The 16,516-nt window shown below is 45.4% G+C and carries 15 protein-coding genes; 6 read left to right on the forward strand and 9 right to left on the reverse strand.

Annotated features, from left to right (window positions below; all coding sequences use genetic code 11):
• Positions 1 to 10 precede the first annotated feature (10 nt).
• Complete coding sequence (locus H6541_07075; protein ID MCB9015543.1) at positions 11 to 721, forward strand: pirin family protein; 711 nt, start codon at positions 11 to 13, stop codon at positions 719 to 721.
• Here H6541_07075 and H6541_07080 read toward each other — a convergent pair.
• Positions 699 to 1,001: a hypothetical protein gene (locus H6541_07080; GenBank protein ID MCB9015544.1), complete on the reverse strand. Its 303-nt coding sequence runs from the start codon at positions 999 to 1,001 to the stop codon at positions 699 to 701. The two genes, H6541_07075 and H6541_07080, sit on opposite strands and share 23 nt — an antisense overlap.
• A gap of 98 nt (positions 1,002 to 1,099) precedes the next feature.
• Complete coding sequence (gene glmM / locus H6541_07085; protein MCB9015545.1) at positions 1,100 to 2,488, reverse strand: phosphoglucosamine mutase; 1,389 nt, start codon at positions 2,486 to 2,488, stop codon at positions 1,100 to 1,102.
• Between the two features lie 346 nt (positions 2,489 to 2,834).
• Between glmM and H6541_07090 the strand changes: the two genes are divergently transcribed.
• Both H6541_07090 and H6541_07095 read left to right on the forward strand, forming a co-directional pair.
• Entirely contained in the window at positions 2,835 to 4,232 is a 1,398-nt protein-coding gene (locus tag H6541_07090; GenBank protein ID MCB9015546.1) for a tetratricopeptide repeat protein, read from the forward strand.
• A 66-nt stretch (positions 4,233 to 4,298) separates the two neighbouring features.
• Positions 4,299 to 5,072, forward strand: a complete 774-nt coding sequence (locus H6541_07095) for a shikimate dehydrogenase (GenBank protein ID MCB9015547.1) — start codon at positions 4,299 to 4,301, stop codon at positions 5,070 to 5,072.
• Here H6541_07095 and H6541_07100 read toward each other — a convergent pair.
• Positions 5,060 to 5,740 carry a response regulator transcription factor gene (locus H6541_07100; GenBank protein MCB9015548.1) on the reverse strand — a complete coding sequence of 227 codons (681 nt, stop codon included), beginning with the start codon at positions 5,738 to 5,740 and terminating at the stop codon, positions 5,060 to 5,062. The genes H6541_07095 and H6541_07100 overlap by 13 nt on opposite strands.
• A gap of 201 nt (positions 5,741 to 5,941) precedes the next feature.
• Between H6541_07100 and H6541_07105 the strand changes: the two genes are divergently transcribed.
• The 3 genes from H6541_07105 (at position 5,942) to H6541_07115 (ending at position 9,035) form a co-directional block, all read left to right on the forward strand.
• The gene (locus tag H6541_07105) at positions 5,942 to 6,502 is read left to right on the forward strand and encodes a hypothetical protein (GenBank protein MCB9015549.1); all 561 of its coding nucleotides are present in this window, start codon (positions 5,942 to 5,944) and stop codon (positions 6,500 to 6,502) included.
• 10 nt (positions 6,503 to 6,512) lie between these two features.
• Positions 6,513 to 7,448: a hypothetical protein gene (locus tag H6541_07110; GenBank protein ID MCB9015550.1), complete on the forward strand. Its 936-nt coding sequence runs from the start codon at positions 6,513 to 6,515 to the stop codon at positions 7,446 to 7,448.
• Positions 7,449 to 7,517: 69 nt separating this feature from the next.
• Positions 7,518 to 9,035, forward strand: a complete 1,518-nt coding sequence (locus H6541_07115) for an NAD(P)H-hydrate dehydratase (GenBank protein ID MCB9015551.1) — start codon at positions 7,518 to 7,520, stop codon at positions 9,033 to 9,035.
• On the opposite strand, the gene H6541_07120 is transcribed toward H6541_07115, so the two are convergent.
• From H6541_07120 to H6541_07145, 6 genes are all read right to left on the reverse strand, one after another.
• The gene (locus H6541_07120; protein MCB9015552.1) at positions 9,032 to 10,915 is read right to left on the reverse strand and encodes a type IIA DNA topoisomerase subunit B; all 1,884 of its coding nucleotides are present in this window, start codon (positions 10,913 to 10,915) and stop codon (positions 9,032 to 9,034) included. The genes H6541_07115 and H6541_07120 overlap by 4 nt on opposite strands.
• A gap of 82 nt (positions 10,916 to 10,997) precedes the next feature.
• Complete coding sequence (locus H6541_07125; GenBank protein ID MCB9015553.1) at positions 10,998 to 11,924, reverse strand: SPOR domain-containing protein; 927 nt, start codon at positions 11,922 to 11,924, stop codon at positions 10,998 to 11,000.
• A gap of 54 nt (positions 11,925 to 11,978) precedes the next feature.
• Positions 11,979 to 12,254: a TfoX/Sxy family protein gene (locus H6541_07130; GenBank protein MCB9015554.1), complete on the reverse strand. Its 276-nt coding sequence runs from the start codon at positions 12,252 to 12,254 to the stop codon at positions 11,979 to 11,981.
• Positions 12,255 to 12,288: 34 nt separating this feature from the next.
• Entirely contained in the window at positions 12,289 to 13,560 is a 1,272-nt protein-coding gene (locus H6541_07135; protein MCB9015555.1) for a polysaccharide biosynthesis C-terminal domain-containing protein, read from the reverse strand.
• A complete protein-coding gene (locus tag H6541_07140; GenBank protein ID MCB9015556.1) occupies positions 13,557 to 15,269 on the reverse strand; it encodes a hypothetical protein in 1,713 nt (570 codons plus the stop codon). The genes H6541_07135 and H6541_07140 overlap by 4 nt, the downstream gene beginning before the upstream one ends.
• 1 nt (position 15,270) lies before the next feature.
• Positions 15,271 to 16,440 (reverse strand): glycosyltransferase, encoded by a 1,170-nt coding sequence (locus H6541_07145; GenBank protein ID MCB9015557.1) that lies wholly within the window; start codon positions 16,438 to 16,440, stop codon positions 15,271 to 15,273.
• Between the last annotated feature and the right edge of the window lie 76 nt (positions 16,441 to 16,516).

Here is a 16,516-nt window from a genome sequence, read left to right on the forward strand (position 1 = left end):
AAACCAGGATATGAAAATCAGACTGCATAAATCGCATGAACGGGGTTTTGCTGATTACGGCTGGTTAAAAGCCAGATACAGCTTTAGTTTTGCAGAGTATTTTGACCCTTTGCGCGAACGATTCGGCGTTTTGCGCGTATTGAACGACGATATCATAGCTGGTGGTGGAGGATTCAACACACATCCGCACAACAACATGGAAATCATTACCATACCTTTGTCGGGCGCGCTTGAGCACCGCGACAGTATGGGACACACGATGGTGATTAAAGAAAACGACGTGCAATATATGTCGGCTGGTTCGGGTGTGGAGCATGCTGAGTTAAACCATTCGGCCACCGAGCCCATCAACCTGCTGCAGATATGGCTGTTTCCACAAAGCCGTAATACGCAACCCAGATATGAACAGATAAGTTTACAACGTGCCGACCGGCATAATAAAATTCAAACCATCGTATCACCTGAAGGTGGCGACCAAATCATAACTATCCATCAGCAGGCCTGGCTTAGCCTGCTCGATTCTGACGAGTCGAAATCTTATACGTATGAACCTCACCATGCAGAGAATGGCATCTTTTTATTTGTCATAGAAGGTGAGATAGAAACAGGCCTCCATCTGCTGCAAGAGCGCGACTCAGCTGAAATTACCGGTGCTGATGTCCTGAAATTTACCAGTAAGCAAAAAAGCAGGCTCCTTATTATTGAGGTTCCTCAGGACTGATAAACCTGAGCCTCGGATCATTTTTGATTTCTTCCAGCAACGGGTCTTCAACAAAATCAAAAATACTCATCTGGTTGGGGCCAATATAATTTTCAGGAAGCTTATGACTGCCATATCCGTTGTTGGCCAGATAAAGCATAATGGCTTTCTTATACATATTGATAGGAGATGTGTGATGTTTCACACAAAAAGCATCGACCCGCTTTTTTTGCTGAGTAGTCAGTTTAAAACTAACCTGCTTGAATTTTCTAACTTTTCTGCGCTTACGTTTAGCGGCCATAGACAGATACTCAAAGTTTGCACGAATATAAACAGAAAAGTAAAGCCAACTTTCCTGAAAATATAAGAAATCGGGAAAATCATGGCCAGGTGCAAAACTTAGCCTCTGATCACCTCTTTAATATCGTCAATTATCTTCCTTGCCAGCACGTCGGCTTTTACCATCGAATCGCTTTCTGAATAAATACGGATGATGGGTTCAGTATTTGACTTTCGCAGGTGAACCCACTCATGGCCAAATTCAATTTTTACTCCATCCTCGGTATTAACCGGCTGTTTTTTGTATTTAGCAGTAATACTTTCCAGAATTTTATCCACATCCATTTCAGCCGAAAGCTGAATTTTATTTTTGGAGATAAAATATTCGGGGAAAGTGCTTCTCAAAGCTGAGGTTCGTTTGCCCGACTGTGCCAGATGGGTAAGAAAAAGGGCAATTCCCACCAGGGCATCACGGCCATAATGCAGCTGCGGAAGAATAACGCCTCCATTGCCTTCGCCGCCAATGATGGCATCAACTTCCTTCATTTTTTCAACCACATTAACTTCGCCAACAGCAGAAGCATAGTGACGGCCGCCATGCTTTTCGGTTACATCGCGCAAAGCACGGGTTGATGACATATTGGAAACTGTATTACCGGGCGTGGCCGATAAAACATAATCTGATACGGCAACCAGTGTATACTCTTCGCCAAACATCTCGCCATCTTCACAAATAATGGCCAAACGGTCAACATCAGGATCCACAACAAAACCAACATGTGCTTTGCTTTTTACAACAAGTTTGGAGATTTCCTGCAGGTTTTCGGGTAAAGGTTCGGGGTTGTGCGGAAAAAGACCATTGGGTTCACAATACAGCTCATCAATCAATTCAACACCCAGCGACCTGAGAAGCAAAGGAATGGCAATTCCACCGGTTGAATTAACGCAATCAATAGCCACTCTGAAACGTGCCATTTTGATGGCAAAGGAATTTACCTGAGGTAAAGCAAGAATCTTTTCAATGTGCTTTCTTATCTGACTGTCATCCTGGGTAATGGTTCCCAGCTTATCAACCGGAGCATAGGTATAATTGCCGCTGGCAGCAACATTCAGCAACTGTTCGCCAAGTTCAGCACTGATAAACTCACCATCTCTGTTGAGCAGTTTCAGCGCATTCCATTGCCATGGATTATGGCTGGCTGTTAAAATAATACCTCCATCGGCTTCAAGATCGATGACTGCCATTTCAACGGTGGGTGTAGTTGACAATCCAATATCTACCACATCCACTCCCATTCCCGACAAAGTGCCGCAAACCAGGCTATTTACCATAGGTCCCGACACCCGCGCATCGCGGCCTACAACTACTTTCAGCCTTTTTTCACCATTGTTGCCCAGCAAGTGAGCATAAGCTGATGTATATTTTACGATATCAAGCGGACTGAGCCCTTCTCCGGGATGACCACCTATTGTACCTCTGATCCCTGATATACTTTTGATTAAAGTCATATTGCACGTTATAAAACAGGGAGCAAAGGTAGCCTAAAATATGAAGTAAATCCAAGTACCAAACTCATTTTTTCGTTCCTCAAAAATCAATTTCTCATTTACATATCATTATTTATCAATGATTTATGACATCATCCAGAAATTAACTTTCAATTATTTATTAACAACAGATTGTCTATAACTTTGACACCCTGCATGACTTTTGAGGTAAAAAATACATTAATATTACAAGAGTGGTCAATCGGACAATTACACATTACATTTTTTGTTTCAGTCCTGTTGATGATAAAAATGCGTAAATTTGCAGCCGGTTAATGCCCGGTGTATTGACCAAAATCTTACAACAATGAACGATTTTTTTGAACACGAAGATGATGATTCCCTGAGCGACTTGCTGGAGCGGTTTGATACCATGCTCTCGGAAGACGCCCATTATTTCTTCGATGTAGAAGAATACGAAGATCTGATTGACCATTACCTGAGTATCAACGACCTGAAAAAATGCTCCTCTGCCATCAGTCATGCTCTGGAGCAATATCCCGGCCACAGCAACCTGATGATCAGGCAGGCCCAGTTACTTGTATCGACCAACAAAGCGGAAAAAGCATTGCGCGTTCTTGCGCGGGTTGAGGATATTGACCCGTCAAACAGCGATATTTATATTACCAAAGGTGCTATTTACAGCCAGCTGAAACGTTACGACGATGCAATCAAGGAATACAACAAAGCGCTGAGTCACGATGAAGATTTAAGCAGTATTTATTCGAATATTGCCTTTGAATACGAAAATCTGGGCAATTACGAAAAATCCATCGAATACCTGAAAAAGGTGCTGGAAATTGAGCCTGAAAATGAGACCATCATTTTCGAGCTTGCCTTCTGTTATGAAATCACCAATCAGCCTGAAGCCAGTATCGAATATTTCAATGCGTTTATTGATCGTCATCCTTATTCGCGTTTTGCCTGGTTTAACCTGGGTGTAGCCTACAATAATATTGAGTTATTCGAAAAAGCCATTGAAGCTTTTGATTTTGCCATAGCCATTGAACCTACATTTTCATCGGCCTATTTCAATAAAGCCAATTCACTGGCTGGCATGCAGATGTACCATCATGCCATAGCCGCTTACCGTGAAACTTTTGAACATGAAGAACCTGAAGCCCTCACCTATTATTACATTGGTGAATGCTACGAAAAAACCGGTGAGCTTGACAAAGCCATTGAAAACTTCAGGAAAACGATTGAAATGGATGAAAACATCGCCGATGCCTGGGTGGGCCTGGGCGTATGTTACGAAGAGAAGGGAAATGCAAAATCGGCACTCCGCTACATTGCCAAAGGCTTAGAGCTCGACCCCGAAAACCCTGAATACCTGGCTACCCTGGCCGTTTGCCAGCAACATGCCGGTTTATTTGGTGAAGCCGCCAACTCTTTTACACTGTCTGCTGAACTCGACCCGATGGATGCCGACATATGGCTCGATTTTTCTGCCATGTTTGCCGAACTTTTTGAATATGCCCATGCCCTGGAAGTACTCGAAACCGGGCTCAGCCATCAACCTGACAATGTGGCTCTTGAGTTTAGAAAAGTGGCTTATCTCTACAGCCTGGGCAAACCCAAAGAGGCTCATATTCAATTACAGGCAGCCCTTGTTCATGGTAAAGAAGGCCTTGCGGCACTTTTTGAATTTGCCCCTTACCTGCAAAATGATCAGGTGATTACAGCCATCATTGATTCGTTGTAATTCTGCCTGTAGTATACACGCTGCTACTGTGCAGGCTGATTCACTTAACAATCAAACTCCGACAGTATGTTACCAAAATACGGACTGATTGGTTTTCCGCTATCACACTCTTTTTCAAAGGATTATTTTACGCAAAAGTTCACTTTGCTCAAGGTTGATGCTGTTTATGAACTATTTCCGCTTCAGCAGATTAGTGATTTTGCAAGACTTTTGGCAGACGAACCTCAGTTGAAGGGGCTGAACGTAACCATACCATTCAAAAAAGAAATCATACCGTTTCTTGATGAGCTTTCTGATGAGGCCCGTGAGATTGGGGCAGTTAATACGATAAGTTTTGGCAGGAGAAACGGACAAACCATTCTGAAAGGATGGAACACAGATGCCAGAGCACTCGCCCTTGAACTGCGCGAATTTACCGGAGAAACGCCCGGCCATGCCCTTATACTTGGCACAGGCGGCGCTGCTGCAGCAGCAGCATACGTACTTAAACAAAAAGGCTGGTCATACAAAATGCTGAGCCGCAACAAACATGGCCATCCCAACAGTGAGATCATGGCTTACAATCAGCTGAATATGCAAATCATCAAAAGCTGCAGGCTTATTATCAATGCCAGTCCGGTCGGGATGTTTCCGCATACCAATGAACTGCCTGACCTTCCCATGGCATGGATAAACAGCAATCATTACCTGTTTGACATGGTATACAATCCGCCGGAAACGCGGTTTTTACAGGAAGGAGCCCAACGCGGAGCCCAAACCCGCAACGGCCTTGGAATGCTGATACGGCAGGCTGATATGGCCTGGGAAATATGGCAAAAAGAAAGCTTTTACGAAAAGTAATAGCCCACTCCTTTGATAGTCTTAATGTTATCGATACCTATTTTCTCCCTGATTTTTCTGATGTGAACATCAATGGTTCGCTCGCCCACAATAACATCGTCGCCCCATACTCGGGTAAAAATCTCTTCACGCGAAAACACTTTTCCCTGACGTTTAGCCAACAGCAGCAACAACTCAAACTCTTTTTTCGACATTTCAATCTCACGACCTTCCTTCAACACCATATAACGCTCCTTATCAATAACAATATCATTGATATACAAGCGATTATCATTCACATGTTCATGCGACTGCCTGCGCATAAGTGCTTTAACACGGCTTACAAAAACCCTGGGTTTTACAGGCTTCCGGATGTAGTCGTCAGCACCAGCATCAAAACCCTCTATCTGTGAAAACTCTTCGCCTCTGGCCGATAAAAAAGCAATCACAGAGTCTTTTAACGCCGGATTATTCCTGATTTCGCGGCAAACCTGAAAACCATCAGCCCCGGGCATCATTACATCCAGAATAATAAGACCAGGCTTGTTTTCCTGTGCTACCTTCAGGGCATCTTTTCCATTGGTCGAACAAAAAACTGTAAACCCTTCCTTTCTGAGATTATAGCTTAAAAAATCAAGAATATCTGCTTCGTCATCAACCAACAGGATAGTATTGTTCTGATAATCCATTTTTCCATTTTAAATCCGGCCTCAAATGTAAACGCCCTGTATTAAGTTATTGTAAACTGTATATTAATAATCAGTTATACTCTTTACGTTTTAAGGCATCAGCGCCATTGAAGTTTCATTTAATTTACTACTTTTGATAATCAGGAATACAGCTGGTCTTACTGCTATAAATCGTTGAATCAATATAACATCGCTTCATTCATGGAAAAAGAAACAGGAGAAAAAAAGACAAGCCTGGCAGTTCCTGACCGCTTTCGCGTTACCCTGCTGCCCGAAGAAGCTGTTCAGATTGACATACCCAAAGAAGGCTTCAGCACAAAAGGCTTTTTCACGCTGTTTGTCATTTTTTTCTGGCTGCTGATGATACTGGTATGGACTGTATTACTGATGCAATACGGCCTGGCCTGGACATTGCTGTCCATCCCCTTCTGGCTGCTAGGAGGTGTTACATTGCGGCTTTCGCTCAGCACCATACTGGCTTCGCAACAATTAATCATCAGCAGGCAATCCGTTCTTTTGAAAAAGAAACAGCGAAAAAACACCGCCTCTGTTGAATTTAAACACGGAGAAATATCAGACATTTGCCTGGTTGAAGGCACATACAAAACCCTGTCGGGGATTACACGCAAAGGTGTTTATCCTGCCTTTATCAGCAACGGGGAAGCTTTTGCATTCGGCGAGCGTTGCACCAATGCCGAAAAGCAATGGCTGCTCGATAAAGTTAAAACTGTCATCAAAACCTGCACAACTACCACTGCATAAAACCATCATCATGAAGAACCGTATTAAAACGCTGGAGCACCAACAGATTAAGGAGATACTGCAAAAATATGACAAACGGGTAATCTTCGAAAAAACCAATGTGGTTCCTGACGAAACCGAGATGCTTGCCGAGTTGGAAAAATGCATCGATATAAAAAACATGAACTCCAAATCGGTTTTAGGTCTCGATATTTACCAGTACAGTTCCTATGGCGAGTTTGAGCAAATGCTGATTCCGTTTTTATTCAAAACCATTCTCACTACCACCATCGACCTTTGTATTGACAATCATCCTTTTATATTTCAGAAATACAACCGCGAAAAGATTGAGAAGAGCTTTATCAGCACCGGTGATGGTGGATTTTTAATTTTCGACACACCCCTGCATTCACTGCTATTTGCCTGTAATTATGCCATTACATTGCGCATTTACAATGCTTTTCACTTTTACCCGCGTTTGCGCAAAATCATCGGGGGCATCAGCACACGATATGCCATCACCTACGATCATGTTTATTCATACAACGACAATCACTATGGCAGAGCCATTATCAACAATGCCCGCATACTTTCGCGCGACAGCCTCAACCGCTGCCTTATTGATGAGCATGTGCACCGCTGGTTTACAGTAAACATTGATGGAATTGAAAACCTGCAGGTACTCACCATTGAAGATGTTTCGCACATCCACGAATTTAACGGCGATTACAACCTGCTTCCACTGGCCACCCTGTCCGATAAAATATTCGGCCGCGAAGCCAGCCGCAACGAAGGCATTATCAACTCCGACATTCTGAAAATCGGGAAGATTAAGGCCAAGGAAACTGACATCAATATATACAACCTGCATCTGCAGGTAAGCATGAGCCTGGTAAACAATGATGATGAATCACAAAAAAAGATAGTCACAGTGAGCCTTGGCAACCTCAACACAACCGGAATCTGACATTAGCCTGCCTGAGCACAACCGGCCATGCTGTATGTTATCCGTCTGAAATTCAAAAAAAAGTAAATCATGTGTGCCTTAAAAATTTTACCCGTCGAGAAAATAAGAGAGGCAGATGCCTACACCATAGCGCATGAACCCATCGCATCAATTGAGCTGATGGAACGAGCAGCGCTGGCCTGTTTCCGGTGGATGATCAAAAACGCACCCAAAGAAAAGCTTATCAGGGTTATATGCGGCGTGGGCAATAATGGTGGCGACGGACTGGCCATTGCGCGCCTGCTATACAACGAAGGCTATGATGTGGAAGTATTGGTAATCAGGCATGCCGATCAGGCTTCGCCCGATTTTACAGAAAACTTCAGGCAACTGGGTGAGATTCCCGAACTGGTCATTACTGATATTTTTGAAAGCGACCCGGCCCTTGATCTCACTGCTGACGATTTGATAATTGATGCCATTCTGGGATCAGGTCTCAACCGGCAGGCTACGGGGTTTATTGCCGGCATTATTGAGCAGATTAACCAAAGCCATGCCCTGGTAATCTCCATTGACATACCTTCAGGGCTTTTTGCCGACCTCCCGGCCGAACTTAACAGGCAGGCAATTGTAAGGGCCGATTACACCCTTACCTTCCAAACGCCTAAACTTGCTTTTATGATGGCCGAAAACGAACTGTACACCGGCAGGGTTCATGTGCTCGACATCGGATTGCATGCCACATTCATGGAGACGTGCGAATGCAATCATCTGCTGATTGAAAAAGAGGACTGCCGCAATTTATATCGTCCGCGAACGCTATTTTCGCACAAGGGACATTACGGCCACGCCCTGCTTATAGCCGGAAGCACAGGAAAAATGGGCGCTGCAATGTTGGCTGCCAGGGCCTGCTTGCGTTCAGGTGTGGGACTGCTTACTGCGCATATTCCGGGCGATGGATTTCTGATTATGCAAAATTCGGTACATGAAGCCATGGTAAGCATTGACCCTGAAGACTTTTGTTTTAGTCAGATGCCTGACATAGCGCCCTATCAGGCCATAGGCATTGGCCCCGGGCTGGGTATGGAATCGCAAACACAAGCTGCTTTTAAATTGCTGATACAGCAAACCCATGTTCCGTTGGTGATAGATGCCGATGCCCTCAACATTTTGGGCGAAAATAAAACCTGGATTTCCTTTTTGCCTGCGGGAAGCATCCTTACGCCTCACCCCAAAGAGTTTGAGCGTATTGCCGGAGCCACCGCCAACCACTTCGACAGACTCGAGATGCTGCGGCTGATGGCCATGCGGTTTAAGCTATTCATCATCCTCAAAGGAGCCCGCACTGCTATTGCTGCCCCCGATGGAACCATCTATTTTAACCCCACCGGCAACCCCGGAATGGCCACTGGCGGAAGCGGTGATGTACTAACCGGCATCATTCTCGGACTTCTCACTTCGGGCTACCCGGCGCGCGATGCCTGCATTTTGGGAACTTGGCTGCACGGCAAAGCCGGCGATATGGCCGCTCGCAAATTCGGACAGGAAGCCATGCTCCCCGGCGACATTATTCAATACCTGGGTAAAGCTTTTAAGAAATTGTATTAAACTTTTGCCGTTTCCTCTACAATATCTTCTTCGAGGCGCAGGTTATCGATGATAAATCCTTGCCGGTCAGGAGTGTTGCGCCCCATATAGAACGAAAGTATTTCAGGTATTTCTGATGATTTTCTTAAAATAACCGGGTCGAGCCGCATAGATGATCCAATAAAATGCCTGAACTCATCGGGTGAAATCTCTCCCAGTCCTTTAAACCTGGTAATCTCAGGATTCGGGCCCAGCTCGGCAATGGCCGCCAGCCGCTCTTCATCAGAATAGCAGTAATTGGTCTTTTTCTTGTTTCTTACTCTGAACAAGGGCGTTTGCAGAATGTACAAGTGCCCCGATTTTACCACATCAGGATAAAACTGCAGAAAGAAGGTAAGAAGCAGCAAACGAATGTGCATACCATCGACATCGGCATCAGTTGCCACCACAATGTTGTTGTAACGGAGATTTTCGACACCTTCCTCAATGTTGAGTGCCGACTGCAGCAGATTAAACTCATCATTTTCGTAAACAACCCGCTTGGTAAGGCCATAGCAGTTAAGAGGTTTCCCTTTCAGGCTGAAAACGGCCTGTGTATTTACATCACGCGATTTGGTGATTGATCCGCTGGCCGAATCTCCCTCCGTAATAAAGAGGGTGGTTTCAAGCCTGCGCGCATCGTTGCTGTTGTAATGCAAACGGCAATCGCGCAGCTTTTTATTATGCAGACTTACTTTTTTTACACTTTCGCGGGCCAGTTTTTTAATATTGGCCATATCCTTCCGCTCTTTCTCACTCTGCATAATCTTGCGCAGCAAGGCTTCAGCTGCTTCGCTGTTCATATGCAGGTAATTATCGAGCTGCTTTTTAAGAATATCGCCAATATAATTGCGGATGGTTTGCCCGTCGGGCTCCATATATTGCGAACCGAGCTTGGTTTTGGTTTGCGATTCAAAAACGGGTTCCTGCACCTTGAGGCTGATGGCAGCAATCAACGATTGCCTGATGTCGCCCGGGTCAAAGTCTTTTTTGTAAAAATCGCGGATGGTTTTCACCAGTGCTTCGCGAAAAGCGGCCTGGTGCGTCCCTCCCTGTGTAGTGTGCTGGCCATTCACAAAAGAATAGTACTCTTCACCATATTGCCGTGCGCTGTGGGTAAAAGCACATTCAAAATCCTCATCTTTTATCTGAATAATGGGATAAACCACAGGATTGCCATTGTTGTTGCGTTCAAGCAAATCGAGCAACCCGTTTTTAGCCTGCATGCGGATGCCATTGAACCAAATGGTAAGCCCATTGTTCAGGAAAACATAATTCCACAGCATCTGCTCAATATATTCAGGAAGAAAATGGTAATTGCCAAACAAAGTCTCATCGGGAATAAAACTGATGAGGGTACCGGCCCTGAGGTTAGATGGCTCCAGCGGATGATCATTAACCACTTCACCTCGTTCAAATTCAACTATTTTGGTTTTGCCTTCGCGAATACTCTGGGCAATAAAGCTCTTCGACAAGGCATTCACCGCCTTTGACCCCACACCATTGAGTCCTACCGCTTTTTTAAAAACCTTGGAGTCATATTTGGCTCCGGTGTTGATTTTCGAAACACAATCAATGACTTTGCCCAACGGCATACCACGGCCATAATCGCGGATAGTTACCCGCTGATCTTTGATGGCTACCTCAATGGTACGGCCATTGCCCATAACAAATTCATCAATGGCATTGTCAATCACCTCTTTCATGAGCACATAAATGCCATCATCCTGCGACGATCCATCGCCCAGTTTACCAATATACATCCCCGGCCTTAACCGGATGTGTTCTTTCCAGTCAAGCGTACGTACACTGTCATCAGAATATTGGCCGGGATTGCTTTGCGTGTATTCAGATTCTTCCATAGGATTGCAAATATAGCTTAAAGTAGCCGATGGTAGTTGAGCTTGTTGATATAAAACGTTTGATGTTGAAAAATTTTATGACTTACTGCTGAGGCTTGAGTACCCACGCGCCGGTAAACACTTTCTGCCATTCAGTCAATGCCTGAACAGCCTCTGCTTCAGTGGCGTAATTGTCAACTGATATCCTGAACATATTGCCATTGGGCAGTATCATGGCGCTTTGATAACCGGTTGATTTCAATCGTTTGACCTCTGCTGCAGCTTTTTCAGCCGAGTTAAGACTTCCGGTAATAATATGAAACCTGCCAGCCATATCTATTTCTGTTTCGGAGAGCACTGTTTCTTCAGTTGCAGCATTTGCTACTTCATCAGCTTTAGCACTGGCTGTTGTATCGGTAGCGCAGCCACCAAAATCTTTTTCAGTGTCATCACCTTCGCCAAACCACACGGTGGCATAATCGCCATAAAAACCAATGCCAATGGCTTTCCAGGGCTTTATCCATTTTCCGGTATTTAACAGATAGTCGTTGGTGAGTCCCAGCCCTTTCCACAGGTCAAAGGCATCGCCGGCATGGGCTTCTTCGCCGCCTGAATACACCATTTCCCAGCCTTTGTAGCGGTAGCCGGCAATTTCCCTGGGCTTTTCGTTCATGCATAACTGGCGGTTTTTGTCGCGGGTATAGCAACAGGCTTTCCATTTGCCTTTATCAGACCAGCTATGAGGATTGCATCCGCCAAAATCGGGCCGGTTAAACTGCAAATCCATGGCATGCACCCGTGCCACATAGGAAAGCGAACGCGAAAATGGGATTACAGGTAACTTGTGCACTCGCCGGTACTCAGAAATAAGATTATATAACCTCACCTCTTCAGCCGAAGCGCAGTGATCTTTTACCGGCCCCAGGTTAATTACCTGAGCATCCACCCCACCCGGAAGCAAAAGCAGCAGAAATAACAAAAACAGATATAATCTTCTGGTTACCATTTTTCTGAAGCGGTATTTATTCATTACGCGTGTAAAATTACTGATTTACCGCCATTTTGCCAAAGTTTGCCCGGGAATTCATTCCGCATTTGAGGTATGGCCGGCTTTTACCTGCTGAAAAAACAAGCGCAGCATCTGTTTGTCGGAAGCCTGCAGTTGATGCCAGCGAATGCCTTTTAAAGCTCCTTCCAATGCCATAAGCGTGTTGATACATACAGTATGATCGAGCGCATCCAGCCTGATAAATGCCTGCTCTGCGCCTGTTTGTGCGAGATCCTCTGCCGTTTCAATCCCCACCTGCTTCAGCTTTTTAACCAGTCCGGGGCCTATATTGGGAAGTTCGTTCAGGTTCATAAAGGATATTTAATGAGCTTACGTGAAGATGATTTCAGGATTTATTGCTGATGAAGCCTTTCCGCAGTTCGGTGAGTAAACCGGCAAAATCGCTTTGTTTCAGTTGCAGGCATCGCCAGCCATTGGGCGATCGGCGTATAAAAATAAACAGCTGATACAGCATGCCAGCCATGTATGCAGCAGAAGCCGTGAGTCCTGCCCCGCTGATGCCATAAACAGGTATAAGGGTAAATCCCAGTCCAACTGTAAATACGAGCCCTATGCCCGACGAAATCGTATTGTGCCATGGTTTGCCGCTGCCCGAAAAATAATGGCTCAGCATAAGCGAAAGGGCAACCGCCAGAATACCCGGAGACAGGCTCAGAATAACTTCTGTTACATTGCTGAATCCCGCTTTAAATATCAATACAAAGAACTGAGCGGGTAAAACCAGCAATACCGCCAGAATAGCTACTGTAATCAGACCTGTGATTTTGAAAAAATCGCTGGTAAGGCGGTGTGCATAAGCTTCGTCGGTACTGTTGGCAATCCGGGCATATTGTACCATGGCAATGCTTTTCGAAATAATCCATACGCTTTCCGAAATCTGAACGCCAATGGAAAAAACCCCCAGGGTAGCCCTGTCGAAATACTTTTCAATGATATAGTAACTCAGGCGGTAATTAAACAGCTGCATAAAACTGGCCGCCTGCAGGTATCCGCCAAAGCGGAATGTATCCCTGAAAATAGCCCTGTTCCACCATCCCGAAAGGCTGGTATACCGATAAATAAGCAGGTAACTGATAAGGAATACACTGCCAAAAGAGATGTAAAGCGCTATAATATAAGCGCTTACGCTGAACAAGTGAAGACCTCCGAACAGAACCAGAAGCGAAGCCAGCACAAGCATTACCTGCAGCACAGCCAGCAGGTTAAACTGAAACACCTTTTCCTTGCCCAGCAACACATTCTGATTGATACTGAAGTAGGACTGCAGCAGTGATATCCAGAAAAGATCAAGCATATATTCATGCGGCACCAGTGAAAACCAACCGAGCAACAGGCTGCCGGCGGCCGAAACCACCACTGCCCATATCCAGGCAGGCATCAGCAGTTGCATCAGAGGATGCCGCGGCACCATATAAACCAGTGCACTGCCGCCTACTAAAGCGCTCACCATCTGAATAATACTAATACCCAGAACTACCAGCGACACTGTTCCAACCCCTTCGGCACCGAGCTTTCGCGCCAGCAACCATATGATGGCCAGGTTGAGCAGGGCTATGACAAGTCTTGAAGCTGTGGTGGAAATAATTTTCCGAATCACCTGCTGCCTCCCTTCTTATTTGAAATGAGGCCTAACCGCCTGAACAACTGCCACTTGAATGACGCGGGAGAGAAACGTTCACGCTTACAGTCGAAATACATATAGTCACCTGAGAATGAAAGGTTATGTATCCCTTTGAAACCCGGCGGGGGCTCCAGCGTACTTACCGGCATTTCAAGAAAACTGGTTTCGCTCAGCACTTTTATTTCATTGATGATAATGCGGCCACCATAGGTGTGCGAGCAATCTTGTGCAGGCCTGTACAAGTTTCCATCGAGACTGAATAAGGCGCCGGCCGGCCTGGCATTCGATATATCTGATTTAACAGGATTCAGCTCATGCGGCACAAAAGGGCCGTCAAGAGTATCGGCATGCCAGATGTGCAGCTCAATGTTGGTTGCATGAGCCGGGGTAAAAAACAGGTACCAATGGTTTTGATGAAAAACCAGTGTGGGATCTGCAGCTGCCATGTCAGGAACAAGGGTACGCTCATGCAGCAGCTTCATCCCTGCCACATCAAAACGATACAGCTCAATGGCTCCATGGCTGAGCGACTCCGGAACACAGTAAATTACATCATCGTGTCTGAAGGTAAACGGATACGACAAATGCCAGTCTTCTTCAAGCACTGGCACTGCAGGTGTAAATATGGCATCGCGCTCGCTGAACCAACTGGCAGCAATGCCAGCCTTGCGGGTGCGGTAATCATAGGCTTCAAACAGGGTAAGTAAGCGTTCCTGCTCACGTATTACAAAACCATCGGCATAATAACGGTCAGCACCGCCTGCCGACAGCCAATGAACCATTTGTTTATCGATAAGGTATCCTGTTCCCGTAACAACTTCGGCTGTCCGGGCCTTCATTAAGCCCGTTTGCCATTTTTCAGCAGCAAACATTTCCCTGAAATGGAAATATATTTTATTAAAGGCCTGCATAAAGAGAAACTGCATAAATGTGTAGTTCTCAGGCTCTTTTAAAATTTCAGCATTCGTAGGCGGGCTGTCAGATTCGGAGGGGAATGTTTGTTGGGTAACAATTTCGTGACACACTTCGGCCGGCCAGCTTTTCGATAGCTGAATAACCTGATCAAGGTTGGCCTGCCATGAATGGTTAATGGTGGGGAAAAAGCCTTTGCGAAGAATAATGCCATCATCGAGCGATTCGGTCAACCGTTGCAGGATGGCGCCGGTGATTTCATCCTTTTTCACAATTTCCCAAAATGCAGGAGGCACACCCCTGTATTTTTGCTCATCGCCATGATGAAATGACCATATTCCATAAGGTGCTGATTTTAAAATATCTCCCCTTATTATACCAAAGCCAAACTTTAAGATAAAATCAGGATGATGCGCTTCTATTTTTTCAATATCGGCAGGCTCGAAATATTGACTGAAGCGCCCCTTCATCTTCACCCTGCAACGCAAAACAGTAAGCTTTCCGAAGATGTCAGAACTGTCAACCCGGCTGAATGCTTTAGGCCTGAAAAAATGACGGTAATATTGCCTGAAAAACAACTGATGCCAGTTGTAATGAATCATTTTAGAAACCAGACTTTTAGCTATTACCTGCTCTTCTTCGGGCATTATCAGCAATACAGGCACGGCATATGAACTCTGCTGCAGGATATCAAGCACATCGCGCTGCCACTGTTGCAAAACAGCAGTGTTGCTCATGATGGCAAATTTCAGCACTCTCTTTTCTTCTGTCACTTTAATTGATATTTCCGATAGCACTGATATACAATTCTTTAAGCTTTTCAGCAACGGCGCGGCTACTCAGCTCAGCCTCTACCCTTTTGTGCATATCCGACGGTTTGTATTCAGGCAAGCGGTTTAATACATTTTCCAGTTCAACGGCGAGAATTTCAGCATCGCCGGTTTTCACAATTTTGCCATTCTCTTCGTTGATAAAAACGGCTAAATCGGCCACATCGGTGGCTACCACAGGTATGCCGCAAGCGAGAGCTTCAAACGCCACAATGCCAAAAGTTTCATAATTACTGGTAAGCGCCAGACAGGATGCCTGCTGAAGCTCTTCGGCCAGCTCATGGTCCTGAAGCACGCCTGTAAACCGCACCGTTTTATAACGCATATGCTTTCCGGCAACATATTTTTTGATTAGATCGTAATCATTCCCATCGCCAATCATCACTAATTCAATATCATGCCGATGTGTGGCAATATGTGCAACGGCATCCACCAGCATTTTCAGATTTTTCGACTTTTCCTCAAAACAGGTAATGCTCACAATTCTGAAAGGGCCTTTATATTTTTCGGCGGGCTTAAAAACGGCTGTATCCACTACATTAGGCAGCAGCTTTGTAGCAAACTGTAGTCCCTGCGCTTTCATGGCATTGGCCAACCGGTTTGAAACCACTGTTACAGCTTGTGCACGTTTGACCACCCTTTCAGTTAAAAAACGCCGCAACCAGCCTTTGTACTGCATATTTTCGGGATAGTAGCGCGACCAATGCTCTGTAATGACACAGGGCACTTTCCATTTATAAGCCAGCCAGCACGACAGCAGTGCCACCCGTGTGAGAATATGCGCATGTATCAAATCAGGCCGTCCCTGTTGCTGCACAGCCGTTTTTACGGCCAGATTCCAGGCAATAAGCTGACGGGCCATACCCGAAAGCCCTTCGGCTTTACGGTAACTAACCCGAACTTCGGTAAGCAGGCCAGCCGACTGTATGTCTGTTGAAAAAAGCTCCCTGCTTTTACCGGTAAGCCCCGGAGCAGCATAAACTACCGTCACCCGAAATCCGGCTTCAGTAGCTGCCAGTGCATGCTTTCTCACAAAAAGCCCCAGCATGGGATCTGCTGTGGAAGGGTACCAGCGTGGAATATAAAAAATATGCTTCGGCTCTGCTGTTTGCATAACTCTGAATTCAGCCCCAAAATTAAGGAAATTTAAGGGAATAGCCTATCCGAAAGAGAGAGGTATAACCGTATAG

The sequence above is a fragment of the Lentimicrobiaceae bacterium genome (genome assembly GCA_020636745.1).
Lineage (GTDB): Bacteria > Bacteroidota > Bacteroidia > Bacteroidales > Lentimicrobiaceae > Lentimicrobium.